Here is a 16528-nt window from a genome sequence, read left to right as displayed (position 1 = left end):
ATGGGCTGTGGATAAAAGGAAGGGAAGATCCAGCAAAAATGATAGGTTGACATGTCTGCCTGTTTTTACGTATAATGTTCAAGACTGTCTATGACCTTTCGCTATATTTTTGATATATCCTCAAGGGAGGTGTTTTATATATGAAACGTACATTCCAACCTAATAACCGTAAAAGAAAAAAAGTACACGGCTTCCGTGAACGTATGAGCACAAAAAACGGACGTAAAGTTCTAGCTCGTCGTCGTCGTAAAGGAAGAAAAGTATTGTCTGCATAAGGCCACTTACGTATGTAGTGGTCTTTTTGACTTTATATACTTGATCAGTGGAAATGACACAGCGTTTGCTGTGCTTTTACATGAATGGAGAAGGAGAATAAACTACAAGCTTAAATGCCGCGTTTATTCTCCTTCTTTCAAATTAAAGACTATTCTCGCAAATAGGCATGCTTGAGGGGACCCTCTATGAAGAAAGAATATCGGATAAAGAAGAATGAGGCATTTCAGGAAGTATTCCAAAAGGGAAGCTCCTTTGCGAACCGTCAGCTCGTTCTATATTATAAGAAGCAGGAAACAGCGGATGCGCACTTCCGCATCGGGCTGTCTGTCAGCAAGAAACTTGGAAACGCTGTTATGCGGAACAAAATAAAGCGTTATTTGAGACAAGCCTTCCATGAACTGGACGAGCAAATTGCACAAGGCTATGATTTCATCGTCATCGCCAGGCAGCCAGCGAAAGACATGGCTTACCAGGAATTGAAAAAGAGCTTGATCCATGTGCTTTGGAAATCACATCTGCTGAAACAGCCAAACAGGAAAAATAATAAAGAGAAGCAATAGGGAAAGTCTTATGCAAGGAAGTTAAGGAGGAAACATGGTGCGTAAAAAAGGTTTATTAGTATTGGCACTCGTGCTGCTCGTCGCTGCCTTAGCAGGCTGTGCGCCGAACACCGATCCAATCACTTCGGAAAGTACCGGGTTTTGGAATCAGTATTTCATCTACCCGCTATCTTGGTTGATTACGTATTTTGCTGATTTAACAGGCGAAAACTTTGGTCTAGGGATCATCATCGTAACAGTGATCATCCGTCTGGTATTGCTGCCATTGAATATCAAGCAGCTGCGGAGCTCCCGTGCAATGCAGGAAATTCAGCCTGAATTGAAAGAACTTCAAAAGAAATACAGCTCTAAAGATGCAAACACACAACAGAAATTACAGCAGGAAACAATGCAGCTCTTCCAGCGTCACGGTGTAAATCCGTTGGCAGGATGTCTGCCGATCATCGTACAGATGCCTATCTTGCTTGCGTTCTATCAAGCAATCAGCCGTACGGAAGCAATCAAGGAACATAACTTCCTTTGGGTACAGCTTGGTTCACCGGATCCGTACTTCATCCTGCCAATCGTAGCAGGTCTTGCGACATTCCTGCAGCAAAAATTGATGATGGCAGGAAACACAGCAATGGCAGCTAATCCGCAAATGACGATGATGCTGTATATCATGCCGGTCATGATTACTGTTTTTGCGCTATTCCTACCATCTGCTTTGGCATTGTATTGGGTAGTCGGTAATATCTTCATGGTGGCACAGACATTGCTTATTAATAAACCAATGATGTCGAAAAACAAAGCTCAGGCAGACAGCAAGAAATAATGAAACAGCTGACTGCTCGCGGCAAAACCGTCAATGATGCGATTCAATCAGCTTTACAGCAGTTACGTGTTTCTATGGAAGAAGTCGAAGTCACTGTAATCGATGAAGGAAGCAAAGGCTTCCTCAATCTATTCGGTGCCAAACCGGCAGTAGTCAAAGTGGTCGTGAAGACTGATACTATCCAAGCAGCAAAAGAATATTTGGAGAGTGTCATCCAGCATCTGCACACAGGTACAGAGGTGGAAATCACGGCCCGCAAGAAAAAGCATGTGATGTTTACACTTAGTGGAGAAAATCTCGGCATCTTAATTGGAAAAAGAGGACAAACGCTTCATGCACTGGAACAGCTTGTCGAACAATTTCTGCATCAGCAAAAAGCATATCACTTTACCGTTTCCGTCGATGCGGAAGGATATCGGTCAAGAAGACGGGAAACGCTTGAAATGCTAGCTGTCCAAGCTGCCAGTAAGGCATTGGCGCTGCAAAAAGCAATTCCTCTTGATCCAATGCCGGCTAGCGAACGGAAAATCATCCATGCTGCAGCTCAAAAACAAAAAGGTGTCGAAACCGTTTCCAAAGGAAAAGAACCGAATCGGTATATCGTCATCCAACCACTAAAGGAAAAGTCTTGGCAATGATGCCAAGACTTTTTTTGTTGTCTATTCACATGTGGATAACCTGTACCTACCAGCTGTCACGAAAATTTCATGTGGATATCTTTCTTTTTGATAGACACTTGTGCTATTCTTATAAGTTAGTGAGTACAAACTTAATCATAGCAAAATGCTGTGGATAAATAGATAAAGAAATCATAGAAAGAGGTGAAGAAATGCAGAATGATACAATAGCCGCGATATCAACTCCAGTTGGAGAAGGAGCGATAGCCATTGTGCGGCTTAGTGGTGCGGAAGCAGTGGAGATTGCTGCCAAACTTTTTGATGGGAAAAAGCTGACTGACGTGCCAAGTCATACGATTCATTATGGTAAACTCATCGACCCGGCAACCGGAGAGGTTGCAGAGGAAGTGATGGTGTCTGTTATGAAGGCTCCAAAAACATTCACACGGGAAGATGTTGTTGAGATCAATTGCCACGGTGGTCTAGTTTCCGTGAACCGCGTGCTGGAATTAGCATTGCAGGAAGGTGCACGACTGGCAGAGCCTGGTGAGTTTACGAAGAGAGCCTTTCTTAATGGAAGGATCGATTTGTCACAGGCAGAAGCTGTCATGGATTTGATTCGCGCAAAGACTGATCGAGCGATGAATGTAGCGCTTAAGCAGATGGATGGCAGACTATCACGTTTGATCCAGAAGCTGCGCCAGGAATTATTGGAAACAGTAGCACATGTTGAGGTGAACATCGATTATCCGGAGTATGATGATGTGGAAGAGATGTCCCACAATATGATGATCGAGAAAACACAATATGTATATGAAGAAATAGAGAAGCTGCTTGAAATGGCGAAGCAAGGAAAAATTCTGCGGGAAGGGTTGGCCACAGCGATAATCGGCCGTCCGAACGTCGGAAAATCTTCTTTGATGAATGCACTTGTGCACGAAAATAAAGCCATTGTTACCGAAATAGCTGGTACTACACGCGATATCATTGAAGAATATGTCAATGTGCGCGGCGTGCCATTGAAGCTGGTTGATACAGCCGGAATCCGTGAAACAGAGGATATCGTGGAACGAATCGGAGTGGAACGTTCTCGCCAGGTTCTGAAGCAAAGTGATCTTATTTTGCTTGTGCTGAACTATGGAGAAGCTCTGTCCGATGAGGATCGCAACTTATTCGAAGCTGTTGCCGGTCTTGATGTGATTGTCATCGTCAATAAAACGGATCTCTTCCAGCAAATCGATCTGGAAGAAGTTCGTCAGCTGGCAGGAGACCGTCCAGTCATTACGACTGCATTGATTGAAGAAAAAGGAATCGACGAATTGGAGCTTGCTATCAAGGATACCTTCTTTGCGGGGGAAATCGATGGCGGCGACTTGAGTTATATATCGAATGTACGGCATATCCAGCTTTTGAAGCAGTCATTGTCATCACTTCGGGAAGCAATGAATGGAATCGAAATGCAAATGCCAATGGATATCGTCCAAATAGATGTGACAAGAACATGGGAATTGCTCGGTGAAATCATCGGGGATACCGTGCACGAAAGTCTGATCGACCAACTGTTTTCACAGTTTTGCTTAGGAAAATAAAAAAAGGAGAGAATGAACATGACATACGATGCTGGGCATTATGATGTCATCGTCATAGGTGCAGGACACGCCGGCTGTGAAGCGGCTGTAGCGGCAGCAAAAATGGGTGCTAATACTCTAATGCTTTCCATGAACCTTGACATGACAGGATTCATGCCATGTAATCCATCCGTCGGCGGACCTGCAAAAGGTGTTGTAGTGCGCGAAATTGATGCACTTGGCGGCGTGATGGGAAAAGTTATTGATAAAACATATATTCAAATGCGTATGCTCAACACAGGAAAAGGTCCTGCTGTTCGTGCTTTGCGAGCTCAAGCGGATAAACCGCTATATATCACAGAAATGAAGAAAACACTGGAAAGCCAAGAAAACTTGACGATGCGTCAAGCAATGGTTGACCGTTTGATTATTGAAGATGGTGTCTGCAAAGGTGTCATCACAGAAACGAAAGCGGCTTATTACGCAAAAACAGTCGTTATCACGACTGGAACATTCATGCGCGGACGTGTCATCATCGGAGATGTTTCTTATGAAAGCGGCCCGAACAACCAGCGTGCATCCGTGACATTGTCAGAGCATCTTGAAGAGCTTGGTTTGGAAATGGTACGGTTCAAAACTGGCACACCGCCACGTGTTAACAGCCGCTCCATCGATTATTCCAAAACAGAAATTCAGCCAGGAGATGAAGAACCGCTTGCGTTCTCCTATGAAACAACAGTATTCATTACAGATCAGATCCCTTGCTGGCTGACTTATACAAATGAATTCACACATAATATCATCAACGAAAACCTAGGTTTGTCTGCTATGTATTCCGGTATGATCAAAGGAACAGGACCGCGCTATTGTCCATCTATCGAGGATAAAGTTGTCCGTTTCAATGATAAACCGCGCCACCAGATCTTCCTAGAGCCAGAAGGACGCAATACAGAGGAAGTATATGTACAAGGATTGTCCACTTCCTTGCCTGAATACGTCCAAAAAGAAATGCTTCAAACGATCCCTGGTTTGGAGAACGCTGAAATCATGCGTGCCGGTTATGCAATCGAGTATGATGCGATGGTTCCGACACAGCTATGGCCGACTTTGGAAACGAAAAAAATTCCTGGTCTTTACACAGCGGGGCAAATCAATGGAACATCCGGTTACGAAGAAGCATCGGGTCAAGGAATCATGGCTGGTATCAACGCTGCTGCAAAAGCACTTGGCAAAGATCCTGTCATCCTTGATCGTTCCCAGGCCTACATCGGTGTTATGATCGATGACTTGGTTACAAAAGGTACTAATGAACCTTACCGACTGCTAACATCCCGTGCAGAATACCGTTTGCTGCTTCGTCATGACAATGCAGATATGCGTTTGACTGAAATCGGACATCAAATCGGCATGATCAGTGAAGAACGCTATGCGCGCTTCCTGGAGAAAAAACGCCTGATTGAAGAAGAACGAAATCGTTTGGCAGGAATCATCATTAAAACAGAACCGCATGTGCTTGAGCTGATGGACGAAGCTGGATCTGTCATGAAAGAAGCACAGCGTGCATCTGATCTTTTGAAGCGTCCTGAAATTAAATACAGCTTGCTGGAGAAAATCATCGTCCCTGCAGACAAAGAGTTGCCTGCTGACGTAAAAGAGCAGGTTGAGATTCAAACGAAGTATGAAGGCTATATTGCGAAATCCATGCAGCAAGTGGAACGTATGAAGCGCATGGAAGATAAAAAAATACCAGATACAATCAATTACGATGATGTCAGCGGACTTGCAACAGAAGCACGCGAAAAACTGAAAAAAGTCCGTCCGCTATCTGTTGGCCAGGCATCCCGTATTTCCGGTGTAAACCCAGCCGATGTTTCCATCCTGCTCGTATTTATCGAACAAGGTGGACACGTGAAAGCAGCAAATCAATAATCTGTCGAAAAGAGGTACAGGATGAACCAAGCAGACTTTCTACAACAATTGGATGAGCAGGGTATCACATTATCCGAGCACCAGCAAAAGCAGCTGGAGGATTACTTCCATCTGTTGGTTGAGTGGAACGAAAAGATGAATTTAACAGCAATTACGGAAAAAGGAGAAGTGTATTTAAAACACTTTTATGATTCCATTTCCGCTGCTTTCTTCTTTGATTTCAAAGGAGATGAAAGTATTTGTGATGTCGGAGCAGGAGCTGGATTTCCATCAATACCGCTGAAGATTGTCTTTCCAGAGCTGAAAGTAACGATTGTCGACTCCTTGAAGAAGAGAATTACCTTCCTCAACGAGCTTGCAACGAAACTTGGCTTATCCAATGTCGCTTTTTATCACGACCGAGCAGAGAATTTCGGGAAAAATGATGCTTTCCGGGAGTCTTATGATTTGGTTACGGCGAGAGCAGTAGCTCGGATGTCCGTACTTTCAGAGTTGTGTCTGCCGCTTTGCCGGACAAAAGGTCATTTCATTGCTATGAAAGGACCTAATCTGGAAACGGAACTTCGGGACGCAGAACCTGCCATTCAGCTGCTGGGCGGCGAATTGGTTGAAAGCTATACTTTTGATCTGCCAGAAGAAGGCGGAGAGAGGAATATCGCTATCATTGCCAAACGTCGGAAGACACCGAAGAAATACCCTCGTAAAGCAGGGGTTCCAAATCGCGAGCCTATCGTATAAAACAAAAGAAAATTAGTGAATGAAGTACCATACAAGCTTACCATTCTCACCCAATCTATGATAAAATAGTAGATAAGGAACTGGCTCGGCTTATGTAAGCGCAGCAGCTTCTACTGTAGAACTGCTGCGCCTTTTTATACATGTTTCACGTGAAACATTTACTATTCCTTATGTACCTGCTTGCTAGATTAGGATTGTAAAAAAAGGTGGTGTCTGAGGATGTTACACCCGTTCAGCCGTATTTTTGGGCTAGGTGATAAATCGGATTCAGCAGAAACGGAAAACGATGCGCATCAGGATGAAGTAGTAAACCTTCGGGTACAGGATATTGTCCCGAACCAATACCAACCAAGAACTGTTTTCCAAGAGGATAAAATCAAAGAGCTTGCACAGACAATCCGCACACATGGCATCATCCAGCCAATTGTTGTCCGGAAAAACACTGAGGGCAGCTATGAATTGATTGCAGGAGAGCGTCGCTGGCGTGCAGTGCAGTCCTTGGAATGGGAAACAGTGCCTGCCATCATCCGTGAAATGTCGGATACAGAGACGGCCTCTGTAGCACTGATAGAAAATCTGCAGCGCGAAGAACTGACTGTTATCGAAGAAGCTCTTGCATATGAGCGTTTATTGGAACTGCATTCTTTGACTCAGGAAGCATTGGCGCAGCGTCTCGGGAAAAGTCAATCTACCATTGCCAATAAGATGAGGCTATTAAAATTGCCGGAATCTGTGCAGCAAGCGCTATTGGAAAAGAAAATCACAGAGCGGCATGCACGAGCACTTATTGCACTGAAAGATGCAGAAAAACAAGAATTGATTTTGCAGGAAATTATAGATAAAGAATTGAATGTGAAAGAAACAGAGGCACGCATCTCCCGTATTGTGAACGCCCAGCCGAAAAAGAAGCGTCCAAAGCTGAAGGGTATCAATAAGGATATGCGTATAGCAATGAATACAATCCGTCAATCACTTTCCATGGTTTCCGATACCGGTATCAACCTGGAAACAGAGGAAGAGGATAAGGACGATTACTACCAAATAACAATTAAAATCCCGAAAAAATCATAAATAAAGCTCTAATAGTTTTCCCATCTTGATGAAAGATGGGTTTTTATATAGGAAAAGGGAGCTAACTTTTCAAAATCTTGAATTTTTCCGTCGGTTTCTATGAAAAAATGATAGAATAAATGTATTGAGTTTGAGGTAGGTGACACCATGGGCAAAGTGATAGCAATCGCAAATCAAAAGGGCGGCGTAGGGAAGACAACTTCCAGCGTCAATTTGAGTGCTTGCCTGGCTTTTTTAGGAAATAAAGTTTTGCTTGTAGACATTGATCCGCAAGGGAATGCTACAAGCGGTGTTGGTGTGAACAAAGCAGATGTCGAAAATTGTGTATATAACGTCCTAGTCGAAGATATGGAAGCCGAAAAAGTCCTTGTATCAACTGCTGTTGATAATTTGGATGTCATTCCGGCTACTATTCAGCTTGCAGGAGCCGAGATTGAGCTAGTACCTACGATCTCAAGAGAAGTCCGTCTGAAAAAGGCAATTGACAGTGTGAAAGATAATTATGATTATGTGATCATCGATTGTCCGCCTTCTTTAGGACTGTTGACTTTGAATTCGCTGACAGCAGCAGATACTGTCCTTATCCCGGTACAATGCGAGTATTATGCATTAGAAGGATTGAGTCAGCTCTTGAATACGATTCGTCTTGTTCAGAAGCATTTGAACAAGCATCTGATGATTGAGGGCGTATTGCTTACAATGCTGGATGCCCGTACGAATCTAGGTATTCAAGTTATCGAAGAAGTAAAGAAATATTTTCAGGATAAAGTATATCAGTCGATCATTCCAAGAAATGTTCGGCTGGGAGAAGCACCAAGTTATGGTCAGCCAATCATTATTTACGATCCGAAGTCGCGTGGTGCAGAAGTTTATTTAGACTTAGCAAAGGAAGTGATGGCGCATGGCCAAAGGGTTGGGGAAAGGTCTTAATGCTTTCTTTCCAGAATTGGAAATGAAGGAAGAAGATCAGATTCAGGAAATTGCAATCAAAGAATGCCGGGCGAATCCATATCAACCGCGCAAAGTCTTTTCTGCAGATGCAATTGAAGAATTGTCACAATCGATTCAGGAATACGGCATCCTGCAGCCACTCATTGTCCGCAAGAGTATAAAAGGCTATGAAATAGTAGCGGGGGAAAGAAGATTCCGTGCGGCTAAAGCAGCTGGTTTGAAAAAGGTTCCAGCTATCGTCAAGTCATTGGATGACGAGAAGATGATGGAACTTGCATTGCTGGAAAACCTTCAGAGAGAAGATCTCACGCCAATTGAAGAAGCACAAGCTTATTCAAACCTGATGAAAGAATTGGATATCACACAGGAGATTTTGGCAAAACGCTTAGGGAAGAGCCGTTCTCATATAGCGAATCTTGTACGATTACTGATGCTTCCTCCTGAGATAAGTGATTTAATCAATCAAGGCGAACTATCCATGGGACACGGGCGTGCTTTATTGGGATTAAAAGATAAGAAGAGACTGCAGCCACTGGTAGACAAAATACGCAATGAATCGTTGAATGTCCGGCAAGTAGAGCAGCTCATCATTCAAATGAACAATAACCTTCCGGAACCTGAGAAAAAGAAACCTGTAAAGGATATTTTTCTTGTTCAGACTGAATCACAGTTGCGGAACCAATTTGGTACGGATGTAACAATTCATCGCGGTAAGAGAAAAGGCAAGATAGAGATTCAGTTCTTTTCTGATGAAGACTTAGAAAGAATATTGAATGTACTGAATAGATAAAAGCCAACAGGAGCTCGCGCTTCTCTTGGCTTTTTTTGTTTGTTCCACGTGAAACATATCAGTTTTCGGCAGCGGTGGTGTCGGGTGATAGTATAGGAACTTGTTTACGATCGACGGCAAGTAAAAGAGCACTGATTTTATATGCAAGCTGCATGACAAGATGCAAGCGAGTATTTTGTAAAACAAAATACTCCATATCGCCGCTGGCATTCACAATTCCAGTTATTTGGGCATCTCCAACTGCTGGAAGGTTCTTTTTCAGTGCAGCACCCGGACGAAGTGGTGTAGGAGAAACGATAATGGAACCTATGGAAGTGGTCCTGCCTAAGCAGGCATCAATAGCTATTATATAAGCAGTAGGATGTTTTTCCGCTATCCTTTGCAGACGTTCGACCAAATTGACAGCATGCACTGGAGATTCCAGCGTCCCATATACATGAAGTCTGTTCAATGGCTTTTCCGTCAAAAATGAACCTATAATGGGCCCTAATGCGTCACCAGTCGATCGGTCTGTACCGATGCAAAGGACAACAATCTCTCGGTCATCGGGAATCCATGAGCTGATTGTTTCATAGGCTTTACTCATAAGAAGGGGGTCTTGATAGTCGCAGCGGAACTCCTTTTTTTTCGTAAATATTCTCTTCAGGCTCATAGCTTATCCTCCATACACATATTGGTAATAGTATATAGCTTTTCTACTTTTTCTATACGTGTTCATATGAAATTGGAGGGACTGTGATGTGGGCTGCAGGGCTGAAATGGATGTTTTTGATATTGGCGACATTGATAGGAGCAGGATACGCTTCGGGAAGAGAGATCTGGCAATTTTTCGGCTATGAAAGTGGACTGGCCATTATCATTTTCACCGTTCTATTTACAATATGCAGTTATGTAATTCTGCATATAAGCTTCACCGAAAGAAGCACCCATTACTTTCCGGTACTGGAGCGGCTAGTGGGCAAAAGGTTGGCTGCTTTTTATGATGTGCTGATTGTTTTTTATTTATTTACAGTTACAGTGGTTATGATTGCAGCTGGCGGTGCTACTGGAACGATGTATCAGATTCCGAATTGGCTGGGCATCCTCTTCATAGCATTAATGATTATCCTGATATTCACCTCCAACGTAGAAGGTGTCGTTTCGATGAATAGTTATATCCTTCCTATCTTAGTCGGAGGACTTGTCCTTGTTCTTATCGTCTATACACGGCATGAACAGATCAATCTGCTGCAGGATTGGCGGGAACAGGCAAATTGGCAAGCAGCTTTCCCATTTACTGCATTGAATATCCTTCCTGTTGTTGCTGTTATCGGTGCGATTGGTAAGCAAATGAAAGGGAAGGGAGAATTATGGATTGCGAGTATCGGCAGCGGAATTATTATTGGTGCTCTAACTTACTTGTACAATAATGATTTGATGCATATCAGTGATGCAATCCCGCATTATGATATCCCGTTATTCTATATATTAAAAAACTATCCCTCTATTGTGCTTATCGGCATCAGTATTGTACTGTGGCTTGCTATCTATACTTCGGCTGTTTCAGGGATTCTCGGTATTGTCTCGCGTTTTCAAACAAGATGGAAGGGACCGCTCTGGCTGCAAGCAGCTGTGCTTGTCCTGCTTATGCTGCCGCTCACGCAGATTGGGTTTACAGACCTGATAGCTTTGATGTACCCGATTTTTGGCTTTGCTAATCTTTACATTCTCTCCGCCATTCTTGTATATCCAATACTAAATCGTTACAAAATGAAATAGAAATTTGATAATATATAAAGAAAACAAATGGACGAGGAGATACGCACATCATGAATGTAGAGGAGCAGTGGACCAGTATTTACGACTATTTGACGAGTGCCGAACTTTGGACAACCATCGGATTAGCAGCATTAAAAATTGTCATGATCATTATATTATCTATGGTGGTCGCCCGCGTAGCCAATAATATAGTGGAGAGGACTTTTCATAATTCCTTCAGAGAAAAAGCGAAATTAAAGGCTCCTCTCGTATCAGAACGCCGCGAGAATACGCTGAAAAAGCTAATCCAAAATGTAATTACGTATGTTGTGTATTTCACCGCTGTCGTAATGGTGTTATCACAGCTTGGTTTAAACATAGGGGCATTGATAGCAAGCGCCGGGGTTGCTGGTTTGGCTATCGGTTTCGGTGCACAGAACTTAGTGAAGGATGTTATCAGCGGTTTCTTCATTATTTTCGAGAATCAATTCTCAGTAGGAGATAATGTTCAAACAGCTGGTGTGCGGGGAGATGTAGAAGAGATAGGTTTGCGGACATGTAAGATTCGTAACTGGACAGGCGAACTGCATATCATACCAAATGGAAATATTACACAAGTAACCAACTTCTCTGTGCATAACAGTTTGGGAGTCCTGGATATCAATGTACCTTATGAAGCAAATCTGCAGGTAGCCGAAGAGGTCATCATGCAGGTGCTGCTGGAGATGCCAGCAGAATATCCTGAGATTCAATCAACCCCCCAGCTTTTAGGAGTTGAGACATTATCAACTTCCCATATCGTACTGCGAGCTATCATTGAGACGTTGCCGATGGAGCATTTTGGTGTAGCAAGGGAAGCTAGAAATCGTATCAAAACGAAACTATTGGAACGCAATATCAGTATTCCAGCTCCAAGGCTGGTCATGTATAATAAACAAGAAGCAGAAGAGCTTATGCAGGAAAGTGCCGTGAGGGGGAATGCTCGTGAGTGACAAAGTCTATCAGCTTAATGATGTGGTACAAATGAAAAAAGCCCATCCGTGTGGTGAAAATCGCTGGAAGATTATCCGGCTGGGAATGGATATCCGGATTAAATGTGAAGGCTGCGGTCATAGCGTGCTCATTCCTCGGAAAAAATTCGAGACAAAAATGAAAAAAGTTTTGGAGCATGCAGAAGAACCGACAAACTAAAATATGCGTTTCACGTGAAACATAGAAGTCTGTCTGATGTTGTCATCAGACAGACTTCTTTTTATATACTAAATAATTTTTTGACGTAATCGCACTCTAAAAGGCAGAAATACACACATAATTTTGCTGTTTTATAGAGAATAGTGTACTCTAGAAGTACGTATGTTTACTTGGACAAAGTAAGGGCAAGCTGGCATGATTTAACGTAAGTCAGTTACCGGTACTGCCCCATCTTCCGGCCTTTGGGCGGAGTGTTCAGTAAGCAGATCTATTTTGGCAGGCTGTACGATAAAAGCGGCCAGGACACTTAAGGAGTGGAAGATTACATGGCTTTAACAGCAGGTATTGTCGGATTGCCAAACGTCGGTAAATCCACATTGTTTAATGCAATCACGCAGGCAGGAGCGGAATCTGCAAACTATCCGTTCTGTACGATCGATCCGAATGTCGGCATCGTAGAAGTCCCTGATTCACGTTTAAATAAATTGACTGAACTGGTCAAACCGAAAAAAACCATCCCAACTGCATTTGAGTTCACAGATATCGCTGGTATCGTGAAAGGTGCAAGTAAAGGGGAGGGACTAGGAAACCAGTTCCTATCACATATCAGACAAGTAGATGCAATTGTTCACGTCGTGCGCTGCTTTGATGATGAAAACATTACGCATGTATCCGGTAAAGTAGATCCTATCGATGATATCGAGACGATTAACTTGGAATTGATCTTTGCAGATCTTGATTCTGTCAACAAACGTCTGCAGCGCGTGGAGAAACTAGCGCGTCAAAAAGACAAGGAAGCTGTTGCAGAACAAGAAGTGCTATCCAAGGTCAAAGATGCACTAGAGAATGAACAGCCGGCACGTGCACTGGAATTCACAGAAGAACAGGGCAAGATTGTGAAAGGCTTGCATCTTTTGACAAGCAAACCAGTCTTGTACGCTGCTAACGTGAGTGAAGAAGAAGTAGCAGATCCTTCTGCGAACCAGAATCTTGTAAAAGTACAAGAGTTCGCGGCAAACGAAGGTGCACAGGTGATTGTTGTCTGTGCGAAGATCGAATCGGAAATCGCAGAGCTTGAAGGCGAGGAAAAAGAAATGTTCCTCGAAGAGCTAGGTATTCCGGAGTCCGGCTTGGATCAGCTGATTAAGGCGTCTTACAGCCTGCTTGGACTGGCAACATACTTCACGGCTGGTGAACAGGAAGTTCGTGCTTGGACGTTCCCTATGGGCATCAAAGCTCCACAGGCAGCTGGTATCATCCATAGTGACTTTGAAAAAGGATTTATTCGTGCAGAAACTGTTTCCTATGAGGATCTGGTTGATGCTGGTTCTATGAGTGTTGCGAAAGAACGCGGGAAGGTTCGCTTGGAAGGAAAAGAGTATTTGGTGAAAGATGGAGATGTCATGCATTTCCGCTTTAACGTATAAGGTCGGATCCTCATCTTGCAAATATGTGGAAACAACTTGCTTAACGGCAGATAATTTGCTATAATTCATCATTGTGAGTAATTAAGATTACTCCTTGCTCTTATGAAAGATAAGAGCCGTTAAGTCCAAAAGGAGGTGCAAACGGATGAGAGAATACGAAATCATGTACATCGTCCGCCCAGATATCGAGGAAGAAGCTAAAACTGCTCTAGTTGAGCGTTTCAACGGAATCCTAACTGATAACGGTGCGGAAATCGTGAAAGTTGACGAGAAAGGCAAGAAACGTCTTGCTTACGAAATCAACGATTACCGTGATGGCTACTACTATGTCATTAATCTAAACGGCAATGAAGCCGCTATTAATGAATTCGACCGTCAAGCGAAGTTCTCTGATGATATTATTCGTCAGATGGCTATTCGTCTAGACGAGAAATAAGGAGGGGTTCTGATGTTAAATCGTGTCGTACTTGTCGGCAGATTAACCAAGGATCCGGACCTGCGTTATACACCAAATGGAGTGGCAGTTGCCAACTTTACCTTAGCAGTAAACCGTCCTTTCTCTAATCAGTCAGGCGAACGTGAGGCAGATTTCATTAACTGTGTTGTATGGAGACGTCCAGCTGAAAATCTGGCGAACTTCATGAGCAAAGGAAGTCTGGTTGGCGTAGATGGCCGTGTCCAAACGAGAAGCTTCGATAATCAAGAGGGTAATCGTGTATATGTAACAGAAATTGTTGCGGATAGCGTGCAATTCCTCGAGACCAAAGGTGGCTCTCAAGGAGGCGGACAAGGTTCTTCTGGATACCAAAATCAGAACTCGAACTTCAACAACAATAATAATAACTTCAATAGCAACAACAACAATAACTATAATCGAAATAACGACCAGGATCCTTTCCGTGATAAAGGTGAACCGATCGATATTTCCGATGATGATCTACCATTCTAATTTAAGGGAGGCAATCTGATATGGCAGCACGTCGTGGTCGCGCTAAGCGCAGAAAAGTATGTTATTTCACAGCAAATGGCATCACTTACATCGATTACAAAGACGTTGATTTGCTAAGACGTTTCATCTCCGAGCGTGGAAAAATTCTTCCTCGCCGTGTGACTGGAACTTCTGCAAAATACCAGCGTAAATTGACAATCGCTATCAAACGTTCTCGTCAAATGGCTCTATTGCCATACGTGAGCGAGTAATGAGGAAAGCATCATCCATTGGGGTGATGCTTTTTTTATGTATTTTAATAGCGTGACAACTATTACGAGACCCCTAATGCGGGTCTTTTTTTAATGGTTAGTTTTCAGAATTTAATTAATTTGATAATATGCGCCGATTACGAACAAGATGCTTGAATCTCATAGCAGAACTTCTATAATGGAAAAAGTTGATTCTTAATCTGACAGAAAGAAAGGAGCAATCTATATGGCTGCTACTACACAAACTATCGACAAACATGTGCAAGTGGAAAACCGTATTCCGTTGATCATTGTCCTAATGGTGGGGAATTTCATTGCATTGATAAATGAAACTGTTATGAATGTCGCTTTGCCCAATATAGAAGAGACCCTTGGAATCCAAACGACGACTGCGCATTGGCTTTCTACTGGGTATATGCTGACGATCGGTATTCTTATCCCGATCAGTGCTTATCTGATGCAGCGTTTTACCACGCGGCAATTATTGCTTACTGCACTATCGTTTTTCTTTATAGGAACACTTATTGCCGGTATTGCTCCTAACTTTGCTGTTTTATTGCTCGGGCGTGTGATTCAAGCTTCTGGTTCCGGGATCATCATCCCACTCGTAACGACAGTGATCATCACGATCACACCACTTGCTAAGCGAGGTTCGATGCTTGGTTTGCTCATGGTAGTGATATTGTTTGCTCCAGCAATCGGGCCTGTATTTTCCGGTCTTGTTGTGGAACAAGCTTCTTGGCGCTATGTGTTCATCAGTGTATTGCCAGTGACACTTGTTTTGCTTGCTTTTGCTGCTTATTATGTTCGAAATGTACTGGAGACAAAGCGTACTAAGATAGATATTCTATCTGTCGTGCTGGCAGTGATCGGTTTTGGTTCAATCGTTATCGGATTCAGCAGTGCTGGTGCAGAAGGATGGACAAGTCCGCTGGTACTGGGTGCTTTATTGGTTGGACTAGCTGCCATTGCATATTTTGCTTATCGTCAATTCAATTTGGAGACGCCGATGCTTGATCTGCGTCCATATAAAAATAAAAACTTTTTGATGGCTATTTTGGTGACAATCACAGTCATGATGTGTTTCTTTGCCGCGATGATTCTTTTGCCTGTATTTATGCAGGATGCATTAGGAATCAGCGCATTTGATTCTGGCATTGTCCTGTTCCCAGGCGGTATTATGATCGCAATCATGGCGCTGCTCACTGGCCGGCTTTCCGATCGATTCGGACCAAAGCCATTTGCTATCACAGGAACAATACTGTTAGTAGCAATGATCGGCTTGATGACAACAATCTCAACAGATACGACAATGCTGCAGTTCACATTGCTTTATGTTGGCTTTACCTTTGCAATTGGATTGATTCTGACACCGATGACTACATTGGGATTGAATCAATTGACGGAAGAGCTCTATTCTCATGGCAGTGCTTCTCTGAATGCTTTTAACCAAATCTCTGGAGCGATCGGTCCGGCACTGTTCATCACCTTGATGAGCGGCGGCAGCCAAGCGGTAGCTTCCCAGAGTGCCGATCAGGCGATGACAGCCGGCTTACAGTTTGCCTTTACCATTGCGGGAGCCTTCGCTGTAGCGGCCGTCGTATTCGTCCTGTTAGTCAAACAAAGCAAGCCTGTTCACCATTATCAATATGAATAAAA

General features: G+C 43.3%; 19 protein-coding genes. 18 read left to right on the top strand and 1 reads right to left on the bottom strand.

What is annotated here, in order from left to right:
- Positions 1-140 precede the first annotated feature (140 nt).
- From rpmH to SFC25_RS02215, 10 genes are all read left to right on the top strand, one after another.
- Positions 141-275 carry a 50S ribosomal protein L34 gene (gene rpmH / locus SFC25_RS02260; protein WP_093726343.1) on the top strand — a complete coding sequence of 45 codons (135 nt, stop codon included), beginning with the start codon at positions 141-143 and terminating at the stop codon, positions 273-275.
- Positions 276-461: 186 nt separating this feature from the next.
- Entirely contained in the window at positions 462-836 is a 375-nt protein-coding gene (rnpA, locus tag SFC25_RS02255; RefSeq protein ID WP_411213714.1) for a ribonuclease P protein component, read from the top strand.
- Positions 837-873: 37 nt separating this feature from the next.
- Positions 874-1650, top strand: coding sequence for a YidC family membrane integrase SpoIIIJ (gene spoIIIJ, locus SFC25_RS02250; protein WP_411213770.1), 777 nt, complete (start codon positions 874-876; stop codon positions 1648-1650).
- Complete coding sequence (jag, locus tag SFC25_RS02245) at positions 1650-2288, top strand: RNA-binding cell elongation regulator Jag/EloR (protein ID WP_411213713.1); 639 nt, start codon at positions 1650-1652, stop codon at positions 2286-2288. Before spoIIIJ ends, jag begins: the two co-directional genes overlap by 1 nt.
- A 191-nt stretch (positions 2289-2479) precedes the next feature.
- Positions 2480-3856 carry a tRNA uridine-5-carboxymethylaminomethyl(34) synthesis GTPase MnmE gene (mnmE, locus tag SFC25_RS02240; RefSeq protein ID WP_411213712.1) on the top strand — a complete coding sequence of 459 codons (1377 nt, stop codon included), beginning with the start codon at positions 2480-2482 and terminating at the stop codon, positions 3854-3856.
- Between the two features lie 18 nt (positions 3857-3874).
- Positions 3875-5764, top strand: a complete 1890-nt coding sequence (gene mnmG / locus SFC25_RS02235) for a tRNA uridine-5-carboxymethylaminomethyl(34) synthesis enzyme MnmG (RefSeq protein ID WP_411213711.1) — start codon at positions 3875-3877, stop codon at positions 5762-5764.
- A 21-nt stretch (positions 5765-5785) separates the two neighbouring features.
- Positions 5786-6502 (top strand): 16S rRNA (guanine(527)-N(7))-methyltransferase RsmG, encoded by a 717-nt coding sequence (gene rsmG / locus SFC25_RS02230; protein ID WP_411213710.1) that lies wholly within the window; start codon positions 5786-5788, stop codon positions 6500-6502.
- 219 nt (positions 6503-6721) lie between these two features.
- Positions 6722-7573 carry a nucleoid occlusion protein gene (gene noc, locus SFC25_RS02225; RefSeq protein ID WP_411213709.1) on the top strand — a complete coding sequence of 284 codons (852 nt, stop codon included), beginning with the start codon at positions 6722-6724 and terminating at the stop codon, positions 7571-7573.
- A gap of 147 nt (positions 7574-7720) precedes the next feature.
- Positions 7721-8503 (top strand): ParA family protein, encoded by a 783-nt coding sequence (locus SFC25_RS02220; RefSeq protein ID WP_038562607.1) that lies wholly within the window; start codon positions 7721-7723, stop codon positions 8501-8503.
- A complete protein-coding gene (locus SFC25_RS02215; RefSeq protein ID WP_411213708.1) occupies positions 8475-9314 on the top strand; it encodes a ParB/RepB/Spo0J family partition protein in 840 nt (279 codons plus the stop codon). Before SFC25_RS02220 ends, SFC25_RS02215 begins: the two co-directional genes overlap by 29 nt.
- Positions 9315-9372: 58 nt before the next feature.
- Here SFC25_RS02215 and yyaC read toward each other — a convergent pair whose 3' ends face one another.
- Complete coding sequence (gene yyaC, locus SFC25_RS02210; RefSeq protein ID WP_411213707.1) at positions 9373-9966, bottom strand: spore protease YyaC; 594 nt, start codon at positions 9964-9966, stop codon at positions 9373-9375.
- An 86-nt stretch (positions 9967-10052) separates the two neighbouring features.
- Here yyaC and SFC25_RS02205 point away from each other — a divergent pair, with 86 nt between their 5' ends.
- The 8 genes from SFC25_RS02205 (at position 10053) to SFC25_RS02170 (ending at position 16526) form a co-directional block, all read left to right on the top strand.
- On the top strand, positions 10053-11072 hold the full coding sequence (locus SFC25_RS02205) for a YkvI family membrane protein (RefSeq protein WP_411213706.1): 1020 nt from the start codon (positions 10053-10055) through the stop codon (positions 11070-11072).
- Positions 11073-11122: 50 nt separating this feature from the next.
- Positions 11123-12043, top strand: a complete 921-nt coding sequence (locus tag SFC25_RS02200; protein WP_411213705.1) for a mechanosensitive ion channel family protein — start codon at positions 11123-11125, stop codon at positions 12041-12043.
- A complete protein-coding gene (locus SFC25_RS02195) occupies positions 12036-12242 on the top strand; it encodes a DUF951 domain-containing protein (protein ID WP_093726332.1) in 207 nt (68 codons plus the stop codon). Before SFC25_RS02200 ends, SFC25_RS02195 begins: the two co-directional genes overlap by 8 nt.
- Positions 12243-12568: 326 nt before the next feature.
- Positions 12569-13669, top strand: a complete 1101-nt coding sequence (ychF, locus tag SFC25_RS02190) for a redox-regulated ATPase YchF (RefSeq protein WP_411213704.1) — start codon at positions 12569-12571, stop codon at positions 13667-13669.
- Positions 13670-13814: 145 nt separating this feature from the next.
- Positions 13815-14105: a 30S ribosomal protein S6 gene (gene rpsF, locus SFC25_RS02185; RefSeq protein WP_095222056.1), complete on the top strand. Its 291-nt coding sequence runs from the start codon at positions 13815-13817 to the stop codon at positions 14103-14105.
- A 12-nt stretch (positions 14106-14117) separates the two neighbouring features.
- On the top strand, positions 14118-14618 hold the full coding sequence (gene ssb / locus SFC25_RS02180) for a single-stranded DNA-binding protein (RefSeq protein ID WP_411213703.1): 501 nt from the start codon (positions 14118-14120) through the stop codon (positions 14616-14618).
- Positions 14619-14638: 20 nt separating this feature from the next.
- Positions 14639-14869: a 30S ribosomal protein S18 gene (gene rpsR / locus SFC25_RS02175; protein WP_038562624.1), complete on the top strand. Its 231-nt coding sequence runs from the start codon at positions 14639-14641 to the stop codon at positions 14867-14869.
- A gap of 226 nt (positions 14870-15095) precedes the next feature.
- Positions 15096-16526 carry an MDR family MFS transporter gene (locus SFC25_RS02170; protein ID WP_411213702.1) on the top strand — a complete coding sequence of 477 codons (1431 nt, stop codon included), beginning with the start codon at positions 15096-15098 and terminating at the stop codon, positions 16524-16526.
- The last annotated feature ends 2 nt before the right edge of the window (positions 16527-16528 follow it).

The organism is Terribacillus saccharophilus, assembly GCF_046592595.1.
Classification (GTDB): Bacteria; Bacillota; Bacilli; order Bacillales; family Amphibacillaceae; genus Terribacillus; species Terribacillus saccharophilus_C.
Note: the sequence above shows the minus strand (reverse complement) of the source record. Positions and strands in the feature narration are given on the sequence as shown.

What these genes read in the sequence shown, in the direction of transcription:
- rpmH (WP_093726343.1), top strand. Translation starts at nt 141, where the DNA reads ATGAAACGTACATTCCAACCTAATAACCGTAAAAGAAAAAAAGTACAC.
- rnpA (WP_411213714.1), top strand. Translation starts at nt 462, where the DNA reads ATGAAGAAAGAATATCGGATAAAGAAGAATGAGGCATTTCAGGAAGTA.
- jag (WP_411213713.1), top strand. Translation starts at nt 1,650, where the DNA reads ATGAAACAGCTGACTGCTCGCGGCAAAACCGTCAATGATGCGATTCAA.
- mnmE (WP_411213712.1), top strand. Translation starts at nt 2,480, where the DNA reads ATGCAGAATGATACAATAGCCGCGATATCAACTCCAGTTGGAGAAGGA.
- mnmG (WP_411213711.1), top strand. Translation starts at nt 3,875, where the DNA reads ATGACATACGATGCTGGGCATTATGATGTCATCGTCATAGGTGCAGGA.
- rsmG (WP_411213710.1), top strand. Translation starts at nt 5,786, where the DNA reads ATGAACCAAGCAGACTTTCTACAACAATTGGATGAGCAGGGTATCACA.
- noc (WP_411213709.1), top strand. Translation starts at nt 6,722, where the DNA reads ATGTTACACCCGTTCAGCCGTATTTTTGGGCTAGGTGATAAATCGGAT.
- SFC25_RS02220 (WP_038562607.1), top strand. Translation starts at nt 7,721, where the DNA reads ATGGGCAAAGTGATAGCAATCGCAAATCAAAAGGGCGGCGTAGGGAAG.
- SFC25_RS02215 (WP_411213708.1), top strand. Translation starts at nt 8,475, where the DNA reads ATGGCCAAAGGGTTGGGGAAAGGTCTTAATGCTTTCTTTCCAGAATTG.
- yyaC (WP_411213707.1), bottom strand. Translation starts at nt 9,966, where the DNA reads ATGAGCCTGAAGAGAATATTTACGAAAAAAAAGGAGTTCCGCTGCGAC.
- SFC25_RS02205 (WP_411213706.1), top strand. Translation starts at nt 10,053, where the DNA reads ATGTGGGCTGCAGGGCTGAAATGGATGTTTTTGATATTGGCGACATTG.
- SFC25_RS02200 (WP_411213705.1), top strand. Translation starts at nt 11,123, where the DNA reads ATGAATGTAGAGGAGCAGTGGACCAGTATTTACGACTATTTGACGAGT.
- ychF (WP_411213704.1), top strand. Translation starts at nt 12,569, where the DNA reads ATGGCTTTAACAGCAGGTATTGTCGGATTGCCAAACGTCGGTAAATCC.
- rpsF (WP_095222056.1), top strand. Translation starts at nt 13,815, where the DNA reads ATGAGAGAATACGAAATCATGTACATCGTCCGCCCAGATATCGAGGAA.
- ssb (WP_411213703.1), top strand. Translation starts at nt 14,118, where the DNA reads ATGTTAAATCGTGTCGTACTTGTCGGCAGATTAACCAAGGATCCGGAC.
- rpsR (WP_038562624.1), top strand. Translation starts at nt 14,639, where the DNA reads ATGGCAGCACGTCGTGGTCGCGCTAAGCGCAGAAAAGTATGTTATTTC.
- SFC25_RS02170 (WP_411213702.1), top strand. Translation starts at nt 15,096, where the DNA reads ATGGCTGCTACTACACAAACTATCGACAAACATGTGCAAGTGGAAAAC.